This is a genomic window from Clostridium sp. TJA085 (genome assembly GCF_058310235.1).
On record NZ_JBZEEZ010000003.1, the window covers coordinates 18,148 to 33,592 of the forward strand.

The 15,445-nt window shown below is 26.7% G+C and carries 10 protein-coding genes and 1 other annotated feature; of the genes, 2 read left to right on the forward strand and 8 right to left on the reverse strand.

Translation table 11 applies throughout. From position 1 onward, the window contains the following. Positions 1 to 41 precede the first annotated feature (41 nt). Both AC4FQW_RS09445 and AC4FQW_RS09450 read right to left on the reverse strand, forming a co-directional pair. Positions 42 to 3,359: an FtsX-like permease family protein gene (locus AC4FQW_RS09445; protein WP_491148736.1), complete on the reverse strand. Its 3,318-nt coding sequence runs from the start codon at positions 3,357 to 3,359 to the stop codon at positions 42 to 44. A 14-nt stretch (positions 3,360 to 3,373) separates the two neighbouring features. Continuing rightward, entirely contained in the window at positions 3,374 to 4,075 is a 702-nt protein-coding gene (locus AC4FQW_RS09450) for an ABC transporter ATP-binding protein (RefSeq protein WP_491148738.1), read from the reverse strand. Between the two features lie 133 nt (positions 4,076 to 4,208). Between AC4FQW_RS09450 and AC4FQW_RS09455 the strand changes: the two genes are divergently transcribed. Then, positions 4,209 to 4,760: a TetR/AcrR family transcriptional regulator gene (locus tag AC4FQW_RS09455; protein ID WP_303130165.1), complete on the forward strand. Its 552-nt coding sequence runs from the start codon at positions 4,209 to 4,211 to the stop codon at positions 4,758 to 4,760. A 180-nt stretch (positions 4,761 to 4,940) separates the two neighbouring features. Beyond that, positions 4,941 to 6,599: a glutamine--tRNA ligase/YqeY domain fusion protein gene (locus AC4FQW_RS09460; protein WP_303130163.1), complete on the forward strand. Its 1,659-nt coding sequence runs from the start codon at positions 4,941 to 4,943 to the stop codon at positions 6,597 to 6,599. A 137-nt stretch (positions 6,600 to 6,736) separates the two neighbouring features. On the opposite strand, the gene gltX is transcribed toward AC4FQW_RS09460, so the two are convergent. The 6 genes from gltX to hdhA form a co-directional block, all read right to left on the reverse strand. Next, complete coding sequence (gene gltX, locus AC4FQW_RS09465; RefSeq protein ID WP_491148741.1) at positions 6,737 to 8,395, reverse strand: glutamate--tRNA ligase; 1,659 nt, start codon at positions 8,393 to 8,395, stop codon at positions 6,737 to 6,739. Positions 8,396 to 8,456: 61 nt separating this feature from the next. Then, positions 8,457 to 8,665: a binding site (T-box leader), on the reverse strand. A gap of 433 nt (positions 8,666 to 9,098) precedes the next feature. After that, on the reverse strand, positions 9,099 to 9,815 hold the full coding sequence (locus tag AC4FQW_RS09470; protein WP_303130987.1) for a pseudouridine synthase: 717 nt from the start codon (positions 9,813 to 9,815) through the stop codon (positions 9,099 to 9,101). A gap of 252 nt (positions 9,816 to 10,067) precedes the next feature. Then, complete coding sequence (locus AC4FQW_RS09475; RefSeq protein WP_491148743.1) at positions 10,068 to 12,068, reverse strand: triple tyrosine motif-containing protein; 2,001 nt, start codon at positions 12,066 to 12,068, stop codon at positions 10,068 to 10,070. Between the two features lie 154 nt (positions 12,069 to 12,222). Continuing rightward, positions 12,223 to 12,666 carry a YaiI/YqxD family protein gene (locus tag AC4FQW_RS09480; RefSeq protein WP_303130984.1) on the reverse strand — a complete coding sequence of 148 codons (444 nt, stop codon included), beginning with the start codon at positions 12,664 to 12,666 and terminating at the stop codon, positions 12,223 to 12,225. Between the two features lie 3 nt (positions 12,667 to 12,669). Beyond that, positions 12,670 to 14,022 (reverse strand): glucose-6-phosphate isomerase, encoded by a 1,353-nt coding sequence (locus tag AC4FQW_RS09485; RefSeq protein WP_303130983.1) that lies wholly within the window; start codon positions 14,020 to 14,022, stop codon positions 12,670 to 12,672. 442 nt (positions 14,023 to 14,464) lie between these two features. Beyond that, a complete protein-coding gene (gene hdhA / locus AC4FQW_RS09490; protein ID WP_491148746.1) occupies positions 14,465 to 15,262 on the reverse strand; it encodes a 7alpha-hydroxysteroid dehydrogenase in 798 nt (265 codons plus the stop codon). Positions 15,263 to 15,445: the final 183 nt, after the last annotated feature.

Consider the following 15,445-nt stretch of genomic DNA (forward strand, 5'->3'; position numbering starts at 1 on the left):
AAAAGAAGATTCCTTTATTAGGAATCTTCTTTTTCTATAAATTATTCATTTGATTTCAATGCTTCTATCATATTTACATTTTTCAATTTTAAATGCATTATAAACATTACTATGCTTGAAAAGATTATTGTCAATATTCCTGCATAAATAAAACTGCTCAAATGTAATGAAGGATTAAACATCATGTTATCCATCTCAGCTGTACTTAAAACATACTGGTGTAAAATTTTTCCCAAGCCACTTCCTACTATAATTCCCATTATAGTTAATATTATATTTTCTCTATAAATATACATAGTTACTTCGTTATCGTAAAATCCTAAAACCTTTATAGTTGAAAGTTCCCTTATACGCTCAGATACATTTATATTAGTTAAATTATATAAAACTATAAAAGCTAATATTGCAGCTGATATTATAAGTACAATAACAACTATATTTAAACTCGACATAGAGTCTTCAAAATTATCTTCTATAGAACCATTATAAGAAATATTTAATACTTTACCTTCTTTACTTAACTTTTTAGATAAATTTTCTTCAAAATTAGTATCATATTTATATTTTAAAAGTTCAGCATTATAAAGAGCCTCTTTATTGAATATCTTTTTATAAAGTTCTTTTGACATATAAATATAATGTCCAGCATAATTTTCTGTAACATCAGCAATCTTAACTTCAAAAGCTTTATTATCCGACGTTTTAAACTTTATTACATCGCCCTTTTTAAGCTTAAATAATTTAGCTAATTTTTCAGATATTATAGCACCATCATTATTTAAATTATATTTTTCATCAGTCTTTCTATTGTTTAATGTTATAAATTTATTTAAATTATCTTCGTTTTTAGGCACCATAAGAAATGCTTCCTGAGGATTAACTCCTTTTTCTTGAACTTTTACTTGTTCTTGATAAATTTCTAATCTATCTTCTATTTCAGGTAACCCCTTAATTAAACTTTCATAAGATTTCGTATCTTCATTTGAAGCATCTTTATTATATATAATCATAGCATTATATTTAACTATTTTACCAAACTGCAATCTTGCAAGGTCTGAAACTGAACCTTTTATACCAAAACCAGTAATAATAAGTGCCATACATCCTGCAATACCCAAAACTGTCATTAGCATACGATCCTTATATCTAAATATATTTCTTGCAGTAACTTTTTCTATAAAATTGAACCTTTTCCAAATAGGCTTTATTCTTTCTAATAATATACGCTTACCTGATTTTGGAGCCTTAGGCCTCATAAGTGTTGCTGAAGTACTTTTTAAATCTTCTCTCAATACTACATAAGCAGATATTCCAGTACAAGAAATTGCTATTGCAATTGATATAAGTGCATAACTTAAATAATATGAAATTTGTAAATCTGTGAAATTATAAAGCATACTATAAGCATTATAAATAATTCTTGGTAGTAATTCATATCCAATCAATAATCCAAAAAAACTTCCAATTAAACTTGCAGTTGTTGCATACACTAAATATTTTAGTGATATATCAAAATTACTATAACCTAGTGCCTTAAAAGTTCCAAGCTGAATTCTTTGTTCCTCAATCATTCTAGTAATCGTTGTTAAACTTACTAAAGCTGCTATTGCAAAGAAAAATAAAGGAAATACTTGTGATAATGCTGTAATTCTATCTGCATTATCTTCATATTCGCTATAACCTAAATTATCGCTTCTTGAAAATACATAATAATCAGGAACCTTGATATCTTTTATATTTTCTTCCCCTTTTTTAATTTCCTTTTCTCCATCTAATATTTTCTTTTCAGCATTAGACTTCTCATTATTAAATTTATTTAAACCTTCTTTGTATTGTCTTTCACCTTCATCTAATTTTTCTTTAGCTAACTTAAAGTTTTCTAACCCTAATTTTTTTCCATTATTATATTCTGATTCCTTTTCCTTAATAATTTTTGATGCTTTATTAAATTCTTGTTTATATTGATTAACTTGTACTATTCCATTATTTAATTTTTTATAATTACTTTCTAATTCCTCTTTACCTTTTTCTATATTAATTTTTGCTATTTCTAAATTTTTAATTATAGAACTCATACTATTTGAAATAGCATTAGCTTCCACCTCTCCATTAAAATACCCTTCTAATAAATTACCTAAATTTGAACCATTATTAATTGGTACTTCTTTTAAACTTTCAATTAATTGGTTTTTCATATTGTTAGGTATATTATTAGGAGGTAGCTTTAATAAAGCTTCTACTTGATTAAATAAAGGCTTTAGCTTATTTATATTATTATTTACATCATTTAATTTTTTATTTACTTCTTCCTTTGCCTTTAAAATTTCTGATTGTTTCTTTTGTAAATCCTTTAACTTATTTTCTAACTCTTCTTTTTTAGAATTTAATTGATTTTTAGAACTATCTAATTTTAATTTTGCATCTTGCATTTTATTATTAAATTCACTTAAGTTCTTATCGTATTTTTCTCTTCCCTCATTAATTTTCTTTTTAGACTCATTTAACTTACTTTCAGCTTTTTTAAGTTCATTTTTAGCTTTTATAATATCATTTTTAGCTTTTAAGAGTTTATCATTTGCCTCTTTTTTTATATCATCAAGGCGTAATACCCCTCGTTCTTTTGTTACACTTTCTACTTCTTTTATATGATTATTTAATAAATCATTGTACTTTTCACTATAACTGTTTAAACCTTTCAAATCGTTAAATGTTAAATAAGCTTCTGTATATACTGGCATTTTAAATTCAGATTCTGAAATTAAACCAAATCCATCAACCCTACCTTTTCCAATAGCACTTGTTCCTCTTTCATAATTTCCAATATACATAGGACTTTTTACAAAACCAACTACTTTATAAGTTTTATTTTTAATTTCGTCACTTAACTCTTTACTATTATCAGAAGAAAAACTTATCTTATCACCTATTTTATATAATTGTTTAATAGATTCTTTGCTATCTAATGCAATTTCTCCATTCTTTTCTGGTAATCTTCCACTTTCAACAACATATTTATTTAACTTATTATTACTATCATAAGAAATAAGTTTTAATAAAAGTCCTTCCTTCCCTATTAATACATCCTTACTATATATAGGTTCAACATAGTCTACTCCTTTTATTTTTTTTAATTCATCTATATCACCTTTATCAATCCCCATTGTAGATTGTACTTTTAAATCCATCAAATTTTGTTCATCAAAATATTTATTAGCTGTATTTAACATATCAGGACCTGCCGATTTTAATCCTGAAAAAAATCCAACCCCTAACATAATTAAAAATAAAATAGATAAAAATCTTGATTTAGATGAAGAAATTTCTTTTAAAATAGTTTTAAATAAAGCCTTTTTCTTCATAAACTTCTCTCCTTTTACCATTCTATTTCATCAATAGATTTAGGATTCTTATTTACTTTAATATCCCTAACCTTTGCATCATTAACATGTATAACTCTATCAGCTATTGGAGATAATGCAGAATTATGAGTTATAACTATAACTGTAGTACCTGTATTTTTGCATGTATTCTGTAATAATCTTAATACTTGTCTTCCTGTTTCATAATCTAATGCTCCAGTTGGTTCATCACATAACAAAAGCTTTGGATTTTTAGCTAATGCTCTTGCTATTGCAACTCTTTGTTGCTCTCCCCCTGATAGTTGAGCTGGAAAATTATCCATACGATGACCTAATCCTACATCTTTAAGTACTTTATCAACATTTAATGCATTTTTAGAAATTTGAGTTGCAAGTTCAACATTTTCTTTTGCAGTTAAATTTGGTACTAAATTATAAAATTGAAATACAAATCCAATATCATCACGTCTATATTTTGTAAGCTCTTTTTTATTAAGCTTTGCAATGTCAACTCCATCAACTAATACTTGTCCTTCATCTGGAGAGTCCATTCCTCCTAATATATTTAAAACAGTTGACTTTCCTGCTCCACTAGGTCCTAATATTATTACAAATTCTCCTTTTTCAATTGAAAAACTTATTCCATTGTTAGCTACAATAACATTATCGCCCATTTTATAACATCTATGCTCATTTATAATATCTACATAACCCATTTATTTCACCCTTTCATTATTTACAAATAACTCATGACTCACTTGTGTCATTTTATTTTTAATATTATAATAATCATCAAGCAAATACAATACAATTAATTTAAATTACACATAAAGGAGAGTTTGTGTCACTATGTATAAAATTCAAACTAATTCACTGGCTATAAAGTCTCAAAATTGGATAGCAAAATCATTATTAAAACTAATGAAATATCAGCCTTATAAAGATATTACAGTAACACAAATATGCCAAGAAGCTAACTTAGTTAGAAAAACCTTTTATAGAAACTTTGATAGCAAAGAAGATATTTTACATTTTATATTTGATAACTTATTTAATGATTTTCAAAGAAATAAAAATTTTGATAAATTATCTCCTAAAGAAATAATTTATTTATATTATAGTTATTGGATTAAACATAAAGACCTATTAAAATTAATACATGAAAATAACTTATTCTTTTTAATAAATAAAAAATATATAAATTATACTGAATCTTTTATATCACTACTTCCTGACACAAAAATTCAATTATTAGAAAATAATAATTTAAGTCCTTATTTTTTTAATTTTATAGCAAGTAGCATGAGTTCAATTTTAGAATTATGGGTAAAAAGAGACTTCAATGAATCTGTTGATGTTATAACCAACTTAACACAATCTTTATTATGTTCTAAATTATAAAATATATTTTTATAGACATAATATTCATTTGTGTAATTCATATGTTATAAAGGAAAAGTTATACTTTATTTTTTCACTATATTAGATTAAAATTAAAGGTAAATGTATAATATATAGACATAGATTAGAGGTTATTTTTAATGGCCCTATTTAAAATATAATTGCAGGAGGGTAATCTTTATGTCAAATGATACTAATTCATCTAACTTCATAAGAAATATAATTATTGAAGATTTAGAGAGCGGTAAACATGATTCTATAATTACTAGATTTCCACCAGAACCAAATGGCTATCTACATATAGGTCATGCAAAGTCTATTCTTTTAAACTTCGGACTTGGTGCTGAATTTAATGGAAGAACTAATTTAAGATTTGATGACACAAATCCAGTTAAAGAAGATACAGAATATGTTGAATCAATAAAAGAAGATGTTCAATGGCTTGGATGTCACTGGAATGAACTTCACTTCGCTTCAAATTATTTTGATGAAATGTATAAAAGAGCTATTCTTTTAATAAATAAAGGCTTAGCATATGTTTGTGATTTAACACCTGAAGAAATGAAGGAATATAGAGGAACATTAACAGAGCCAGGAAAAGAAAGCCCTTATAGAAATAGAAGCATCGAAGAAAACCTTGATTTATTCGAAAGAATGAGAAAAGGTGAATTTAAAGATGGAGAGAAAGTTTTAAGAGCAAAAATTGATATGGCGTCTCCTAATATGAATATGAGAGATCCAATAATTTATAGAATAGCTCATGCATCTCACCATAATACTGGCGACAAATGGTGCATATATCCTATGTATGATTTTGCTCATCCACTTGAAGATGCTATTGAAGGTATAACTCATTCAATATGTACTTTAGAATTTGCAGATCACAGACCTTTATATGATTGGTTCGTAAAAGAATGTGAAATGGAAAAAGTACCTCAACAAATAGAATTTGCAAGACTTAATATGACTAATACTGTTATGAGTAAGAGAAAACTTAAACAATTAGTTGATGAAAATATAGTTGATGGATGGGATGACCCAAGAATGCCAACTATATCAGGACTTAGAAGAAGAGGTTATACTCCAGAATCTATAAGAAACTTCTGTCAAGCAATAGGTGTTGCTAAAAATAATTCAATTGTTGACGCTCAAATGCTTGATTACTTCTTAAGAGAAGATCTGCAAACTAAAGCTCCAACTGCAATGGCAGTTACAAAACCTCTTAAGGTTATTATAACAAATTATCCAGAAGGTAAAACTGAAATGTTACCTATTCCAAATAACCCTAAGAATCCAGAGCTTGGAACTAGAGAAGTTCCTTTTTCAAGAGAAATATATGTTGAACAAGATGACTTCATGGAAGTTCCAGTAAAAAAATACTTTAGATTATTCCCAGGAAACGAAGTTAGACTTATGGGCGCATACTTTATAACATGTAATGATGTAATAAAAGATGCTGAAGGAAATGTTGTAGAACTTCATTGCACTTATGACCCTGAAACTAAGAGTGGTTCAGGATTTACTGGAAGAAAAGTTAAAGGTACAATTCATTGGGTTGATGCAAAAAGTGCTATACCTTGTGAATTTAGATTATATGAACCTTTAATATTAGATGATGCTCCAGAAAACGAAGGTAAACATTTCTTAGAACAAATAAATCCTAATTCATTAGAAGTTTTAGAAGGATTTATAGAACCAGTTGCTATTAAGGATGCAAAAAATCTTGATAAATTCCAAATGGTTAGAAACGGATTCTTCTCAGTGGACAAAAATTCTACTAATGATAAACTAATATTTAATAGAATTGTTCCTTTAAAGAGTTCATTTAAACTAAAATAATAAATAAATTTTAAATAAAAGAGTGGTCTTATAGTACCACTTTTTTTATTTAAAATTTTATAAAAATTCTCTTTTAATTAAATACTTTAAAATCCTTAAATTAAAAGAGATGCTTTAAAAAGCATCTCTTTTATATACTAAAGACTAATAAACTTATTAAATCTTTCTCTTACTTTATCTTCACCCATTATTTGCATTATAGTATAAAGATCTGGAGTATTAGTTCTATGAGTAAGTGCTGCTCTTACTGCACCTGCTACATCAGAAACCATACCTTTAAAGTTTTCTGGATTTTTCTTATACTCTTTTCTATTTGTTGCATATCCAAGTTCTACTGCTAATGCTTTAAGCTCTTCAAACCAAGTTTCTTGATCTGTATCAAAGTTATATACTTTAGCATAGCTTTCTATTATACTTTTTGCATCTTCTAAGTTTAATGTTTTTGGAAGTTCAACATCTTCTGCTGTTTCACTATCAAATAACTCATCAAAGAAGTAGAATATTTTTTCTTTAACTTCATTCCATTTTCCAAAGTCTTTTCTTGGTTTTGGACCTTCTTTATCTATATTAAATACTTCTTTCATCATATCTTCATTTGAAGTTACAAGGTCATACATTTCTTTATCAAAATCTTTTGCCCAATTTGTGTAATAATCATATACCACTGGTGCTTTCATCTTACATATAACATTTTTACTTACATCATGAAGTTTAACTATATCAAATAAAGCTCCTGATTTACTCATTTTATCTAAAGCAACAGGGAATTCATGATAATCAGCATCTGGATTTTCTGATCTCCAATCTTCAAAGCTTGAATTTATTATATTTAAAAGATATTCTATAACTGATACTGCTGGATATCCTTCCTCTCTATAATAACTTACAGCACTTTCTGGATCTTTTCTTTTTGAAAGCTTTCTTTTTGATCCATTTTCTGATTTCATTATTGTTGGAACGTGAGCATAATTAGGTCTTTCAAATCCTAATACATCAAATAATTGAAGATGTATTGGAAGTGATGATAACCATTCTTCTCCTCTTATAACATCTGTAGTATGCATTAAAGCATCATCTATAGCATGTGCAAAGTGATAAGTTGGTAATCCATCTGATTTAATTATAACTATATCTTGAACATTTTCTGGGAATGATATATCTCCTTTTATTAAATCATGAAATTCTATTCTATTTTCTTCTTTTCCTGGTGACTTTAATCTTAATATGTACTCTTCACCAGCTTCTATTTTCTTTATAGCTTCTTCTGTTGAAAGATTTCTATATATAGCATATTTCCCATAATATCCTGGAGTTATTTTTTCAGCCATTTGCTTTTCTCTTATTTCATTTAACTCTTCTGGTGTACAGAAACATGGGTAAGCTAATCCCTTTAAAAGTAAATCCTTAGCAAAAGCATGGTATATTTCTCTTCTTTGACTTTGTCTATATGGACCATACTCTCCTTTTGAAGTTTCTTCTCCAGTCATTCCTTCGTCAAAGTCCATTCCAAAGTTATGCATAGTTTGTATTGTATCTTCTATTGCACCTTCAACTTCTCTTTTTTGGTCAGTATCTTCTATTCTTAAGTAGAAAATACCTTCACTTTGATGTGCAAGTCTTTCATTTATAAGAGCTGCATAAACTCCACCAATATGTTGAAATCCAGTTGGACTTGGAGCATATCTTACTACTTTAGCTCCTTCTTTTAAATTTCTTTTTGGATATTTTTCTAAATAATATTCTGGAGTCTTTAATTCATTTTTAAATATTAAATTTGCTAATACTTCTCTACTCATTTTTACATCACCTTTCTAAAAGTTTATTTTCTATGTATTAAAAAAAGCCTTCTCCTCCTATACTTAGGACGAAAAGACTAAAGCTTTACGCGGTACCACCTAAATTAGTTTAAATTAAATTTAAACTCACTCATTTCTCTATAATGGGAGAACCCAAAATTAATATGCTCCAAAGCTTCTTTCTATAACTTTACTTATTAAGCTCACACCAAATTGCCTAACTCTCTGAAAAGTAAATATTCATATACTCTTCTTCTTCAACGCACTTTTAACATTTTTAATTTATCTTAAATCTAACTTATATAATTATACATTTATTAAATACTATTGTAAACATGTCAAAATTCCTTCTAATATAATTTTTGAATAAATATATTTATTTATCCAAATTAATTTTGCAATATAAATTTCATTTTATTAATTTTATGAAATATTTAAACCACATTGTTTAAATTTAATTATTTTTATTATTTAAATTAAGCATACAATAATAATTATTTATACAAAAAAAGACGTAACCATTGGGGCTCGGTTACGTCTTAGCAATAAGCAATAAATAAAAAGGGGGCTATTTATTCCTTTTATTTATCCTCGCATTAGTATTATATGTTAACGCATTATAAAATGCAAGTAAATTTGATATTTTTATTTAATTCTCTCATATATTATGAATACTTTTCTTGCATATTAAATTTATTATTCGTTAAAAGCTTTTTAAATGTGCAATTTCTTCTTCTGTTAACTCTCTATATTCGCCCTCATCTAATTCATTATCTAGTTTAATTCCGCCAAATTCTATTCTTTGTAAATAAACAACATTCTTATCTACAGCCTCAAACATTCTCTTTACTTGATGAAATTTTCCTTCTTGAATTGTTATATTTACTTCTGAACCTTCATCAGTAGCGCTTAAGATTTCAAGTGTAGCTTCTTTACATTTATATCCATCATCTAATGTTATTCCATTTTTAAATGCTTCTACATCTTTTTCTGTTACCTTTTTATCAATCCTTGCAAAATAAATTTTGTCTACCTTCCATTTTGGAGATATTAATCTATGATTTAATTCACCATCATTAGTTAAAAATAATAATCCTACCGTATCTTTATCTAATCTACCAACTGGAAATGGCTCAAAAACTTGATGCTCAACTTCTAGTAAATCTATTACAGTTTCTTCTCTTGAATCATATGTAGCTGAAATAACACCATCAGGTTTATTCATCATAAGATATATAAATTCTCTATAAAAAATTTGCTCACCATTTATTTTTATAACTGACTTATCTGGATCAACTAGCATCGCACTATCTTTTACAATTTCACCATCAACTTCAATTACACCTTTTTTAGCAATCTTTTTTATTTCTTTTCTACTTCCATATCCTAAATTTGAAATTATCTTATCTAATCTTTGCACTATAAAATACACCTCTTATCCTTAACTTTATTTTTATATTAAATTTACTAATTAATTATTATAATTTTTAATTAAACAATTATTTTATATATTCATTAATATATTTTTTATTATCACCTATTTAGTATTTCAAAATATTAAATAAATCATTTATATATCAACAGTCTACTTAAGTTTCATCTTATTGTATTATTAATTTAATTAAAAAGCAATTATTTGCATAATAAAAAAGCCTCTAAAGGCTTCTTTATTTTAAACAGTAAATTCTATTTCACAGTAATCTTCATAATTAACTCTTTTATAAAAGCTCTTTGCAAGAACCATTACTCTATACTTTCCTTTTGAAAATGGTATAAATGTATAATATCTTTTTTTACTATAACTTTGAGCTTTTACCCAATTTCCTCTCTCCATTACATAGAACTCATAACATACATCTTTTCCACCATTGCTTTCTGCCCAAAAATTCACTTCTTTATTTATTTTTATTGGTTCTTTATCTATTGTTATTTTAGTATCTGTAACAGGAGTTGCATCATAAATATAAATAGAAATTTCCTTCTTTGTATCAAAATCTGTTTCACATTTAATATTTTTAGCATATACTTCAAATGTATATTTTCCTGAACACTTTGGTGTAATAGATAATTTTTTATTCTTAACAAAGCCGGTTGCTTCAACTTCATGACCATTTATTTTGGTAACAAAATTAACTAATATATTGTTTGTATTTTGTACTACTGCTTCTATTTCAAATTTATCTCCAACTAAAAAATTCTCCTTACATGGAAGTAATATATAATCTATAGTTCCTGGTAAGTAATCTTTCCCTTTAAAAAATAAACTTGATTCAACATCGTATTCGTTTAAAGAATATTTATCTTTAACTCTAATACTTATTTCATATTCACCCTTCTCATGAGGTACATAATTAAACCAATTTGTCCTTGTAAAATCTCTTCTATCTATTTCAACTCCATCTTTTAATATAACAAAAGAATATAAAAGTATACTGCCTCCCTCTGCTATAGCCCTAATATTTATTGGAGTATTTATAAGAACTTCCTTACGTTGATCTGATATTACATCAACAATTCTTATAGGTTTATCTCCTCTTTTATCTATATCAAAAAGTATTGTTTTTTTCTCTTCATAATCTCCTTCATATGAAATGTCTTTAACATATAAAGTTATTTTATATGACCCTTTTTCTCTAGGATTCCAATAAAATTCTTTACTTCTTGTATAACAAGAATCTTCTGCTATTGGCCCATCAATAATATATCTATATACTAATTCTCTGCCACCTGACGCATCTACTTTAAATGTTATATCTGTTCCTGAAATTTGTGGACTTTTTACATCAGCTTTAAAACTATTAATTCTTATAGCTTTATATGGTTTTACTTCATAAACCATAACAGCTCTGTCATCATATTCTTTATTTGAAAATATATCTTTCATTAAACAAAGTAATTTATATTCCCCTTCTTCATTTTCTTGAAAGCTTACAATTCTTCTTGATGAATAATCTTGTACACATATAGATCTTCCATACTTGTCCATTTTTATAAATTTAAATAACAATGGTCTTGCATCTTCACATGAAGCTTTTACTTTAAATACAAGTTCCTCATTCAATAATAATTCATCTGTTAAACACTTAAAATCTATTATTTCAACTTTATTTTTTTCTTTAACACTAAATTTTATAATTTTATAATCATCAACATTTTCCTTTGAATCAGGCCTTTTACATTCTATAAGTAATTCTTCAACGCCTTCTTTTGTTACAGCATAAGATAATTTACAATCTGTTGAATAGTCTCTAACTGGCTCCCAGCCATTATCTCCTTTTTTCCAAAACCTATAAAGTAATGTTCTTTCTTCAGAAACAACTTCTATATTAACTTTTTCACCAATAAAATATTCTTCCTTTTCTAGTAAAACATCCATAATCAATTTTTCTTCACCTATACTCTTTCTTATAATATATGCCTCTTTTGCTAAAAAATCATATGATTTTTTAGACCCTTTTCTTTTCCCTTGTACCATAACCATATAATTACCCTCTTTTTTCGGTGTCCATACACATGACTTTTTACTATTGAATTCTTTTATTGTATTCCATATTCCATCATTACCAATTAAAACCTTAAAATCGATGGCTTCTTCGAAGTCAACGCCTATTTCTATATTCTCTTTAGGTGCTTGAGGACTCCTTTTGCCAAATAAAATGTTCATAGTTCCCATAAATTTCACCCCGTATTAATAAATATAATAATACATTATATTACAACCCTTATTTTACAAATAAAATTCCATATTTATCTAAGTATATTATACAACATTATATTTAAACTACAAATAAAAAAGGCTTTAAGAAATAATTATATTTCTTTAGCCTTCAATTTTTTATAATATATTCAATTAAAGCTCTCAAATTTTTTATAAGCCTTTCTTCATCTTCTTTAGTTCTCTTTTTATGACCTTTAAGCCTTCCACCAGCTTTTCTAAATTTTTGTGCTATATATCTTTGTTCAAGCAAAACATCTATATTATCATCAGTGTATAATGTACCTCTTGGGTTTATAACTTTACAACCTCTACCCAAGCACATAGATGCCACTCCATAATCTTGAGTTACTACAATATCATTTATTTTTGAATTATTAACAACATACATATCTACACTTTGAAATCCACTATCTACAACTATCACTTTTGAATAATCACTTTTTATAACATGATGTATATCAACAAAAATATTTACTTCTATAGCATATTCTTTTGCTAAATCTTCAATTTTGGAGATGCTTGGACAAGCATCTCCATCAATTATAATTTTCATAAACTACTTTAATTTAGCTTCTAATTCAGCTTTCATATCTTCATATCCTGGTTTTCCAAGTAAAGCAAACATATTTTTCTTGTATGCTTCAACTCCAGGTTGATTAAATGGATTTACTCCTAAAAGATATCCACTAATTCCACATGCTTTTTCAAAGAAGTAAACTAATTGACCAAAGTAGTAAGGAGTTAATTCTGGTACTCTAACAACCATGTTTGGAACTCCACCATCATTATGAGCTAATAATGTTCCTTCAAAAGCTTTTTGATTTACAAAGTTCATATCTTTTCCAGCTAAGAAGTTTAATCCATCTATATTATCTTCTGTAGCTTCTATAATAACTGATTCTTCAGCTTTTTCTACATGAAGAACTGTTTCAAATAAGTTTCTTCTACCTTCTTGAATATATTGTCCCATTGAGTGAAGGTCAGTTGAGAAATCAACTGCAGCTGGGAATATTCCCTTATTATCTTTTCCTTCTGATTCTCCATATAATTGCTTCCACCATTCATTGAAGTAGTGAAGTGATGGTTCATAGTTAACTAATATTTCTATTTCTTTTCCCTTATTATATAAAGCATTTCTTGCTGCTGCATATTTGTAACAATCATTTTCTTTAAGTGAAGGATTTGAGTATAGTTCTCTTGCATCAGCTGCACCCTTCATCATTTCTGCTATATCAACTCCAGCTGCTGCTATTGGAAGTAATCCAACTGCAGTTAAAACTGAGAATCTTCCTCCAACATTATCAGGAATTACAAAAGTTTCATATCCTTCTGCATCTGCTAATGATTTAAGAGCTCCTTTTGAAGCATCTGTAGTTGCATATATTCTCTTTTTAGCTTCTTCTTTTCCATATTTCTTTTCAAGAAGATCTTTAAATATTCTAAATGCTATTGCAGGTTCAGTTGTAGTACCTGATTTTGATATTACGTTAACTGATATATCTTTACCTTCTACAGCCTTTAGTAATTGATTCATATATGTTGCACTTATATTATTTCCAACGTAGAATATTTGTGGAGCTTTTCTTTCTTCTCTTGGTAATACATTATAGAAGTTATTTGTAAGCATTTCGATTGCTGCTCTAGCTCCTAAGTATGATCCACCTATTCCTATAACTACAAGAACTTCTGAAGTTTCTTGAATTCTTTTTGCAGCTTCTTGAATTCTTGCAAATTCTGCTTTATCATAATTTACAGGTAAATCAATCCATCCTAAAAAGTCATTTCCTGCTCCAGTTCCTTCATGTAATTTCTTATGAGCTGATTGTACTAAATCATCCATAAAGTCGATCTCTTCCATATTTAAATATGGAGCTGCTTTTGATAAATCTAATGATAGTGCTTTAGTCATAATCGAGTCCTCCTTATTTGTGTAAAAATTATTGTTAAGACATAGTTTATCTTATGCATTACACTATATATTTTAAACCGATAATTCATTTTCATTAAAAAAATACCTTACTTTATTAATGAAAATGTTATCTATATATATTTTACTACATATAAACACCTTATAAAAGCATAATATTTACAATAAAACCTATGTAAACATTTAAATTTTTATATAATTTAATAAAAATAAAAATTAAATTTTTCTTATTATTACATAAACTTAATTTAGTTACTTTATTTAGTAAATCAATTAAAAATATATTAAAAATATACATATAAAAATAAAAAATTTAAACTATACATTTATCCTAACATATAAAATTTTATATTTATTAATTATAAAAAATACAAGCTACTTGTATTTTGTGTGAGTAGCTTGTATTTTGATATAAAATTTTCATCTATCTTTTATTTTTCATTTCAATCATATCTCCATATACAGGTGTTGGCATACCAAAACCACCTGAAACATCAACAATTTGTCCTGTAGTAAAAGCTGAATCATCACTTGCAAAATATACTACTGTTCCTGCTATTTCATCTGGTTTTCCCATTCTTCTAATTGGAGTATGCTTTAAGAAAAACTCTTTGAATTCATCAGTTAAGTTATCATTTACTGCATCTGTTGCTGTCATTCCAGGTAAAACTGCATTACAACGAATATTATCTCTAGCACATTGTACAGCAATTAATTTTGTTAAGTAATTAATTGCTGCTTTACTTGTTCCATAAGCAATTTGTGAAATGTCTGGACGTAATCCCCCAATAGAAGATATATTTATAATACTTCCTCCACCATTTGAAGCCATATGTGGTATAACAGCTTGAGAAGACATAAAAACACTTGCAATATTCATATCAATAGTTTCTATATAATCTTTGTAATCTGTGTTTTTAATATCTAAATCTTTTTTAGGATTTGATGTTCCAAAGTTATTAACTAAAATATCAATTTTTCCTTCTTTTTTAATAACTTCATCTACCATAGAAAAATAAGTTTCTTTTTCAGAAGCATCATTATAAACAACCTTTACATTAAATCCCTTATCATTTAATTCTTTTGCTCTAGCATTAGCACGCTCTAAGTTTCTAGCTGCCATGTAAACAGTTGCACCTTCTTCTGCAAAACGTTTTACACAAGCTAGTCCAATTCCTCTTGTTGATGCAGTAATTAATGCTACTTTATTTTTTAATCTCATATTATCCCTTCTTTATACATATTATTTTTAAATTAATAATCTATAATTCTATTATAATAAAATATTAATAAAAAATCAGTATTGTTTAATTAATATTATTAGTATATTCTATATTTTTAATTCATATATTATAATATTTCATCATTTATTATTTTATTCTTTTAAATTTATAATCAGTTTCAT

Coding starts and splice junctions, on each gene's coding strand:
- AC4FQW_RS09445 (WP_491148736.1), bottom strand. CDS start 3,359: ATGAAGAAAAAGGCTTTATTTAAAACTATTTTAAAAGAAATTTCTTCA.
- AC4FQW_RS09450 (WP_491148738.1), bottom strand. CDS start 4,075: ATGGGTTATGTAGATATTATAAATGAGCATAGATGTTATAAAATGGGC.
- AC4FQW_RS09455 (WP_303130165.1), top strand. CDS start 4,209: ATGTATAAAATTCAAACTAATTCACTGGCTATAAAGTCTCAAAATTGG.
- AC4FQW_RS09460 (WP_303130163.1), top strand. CDS start 4,941: ATGTCAAATGATACTAATTCATCTAACTTCATAAGAAATATAATTATT.
- gltX (WP_491148741.1), bottom strand. CDS start 8,395: ATGAGTAGAGAAGTATTAGCAAATTTAATATTTAAAAATGAATTAAAG.
- AC4FQW_RS09475 (WP_491148743.1), bottom strand. CDS start 12,068: ATGGGAACTATGAACATTTTATTTGGCAAAAGGAGTCCTCAAGCACCT.
- AC4FQW_RS09480 (WP_303130984.1), bottom strand. CDS start 12,666: ATGAAAATTATAATTGATGGAGATGCTTGTCCAAGCATCTCCAAAATT.
- AC4FQW_RS09485 (WP_303130983.1), bottom strand. CDS start 14,022: ATGACTAAAGCACTATCATTAGATTTATCAAAAGCAGCTCCATATTTA.
- hdhA (WP_491148746.1), bottom strand. CDS start 15,262: ATGAGATTAAAAAATAAAGTAGCATTAATTACTGCATCAACAAGAGGA.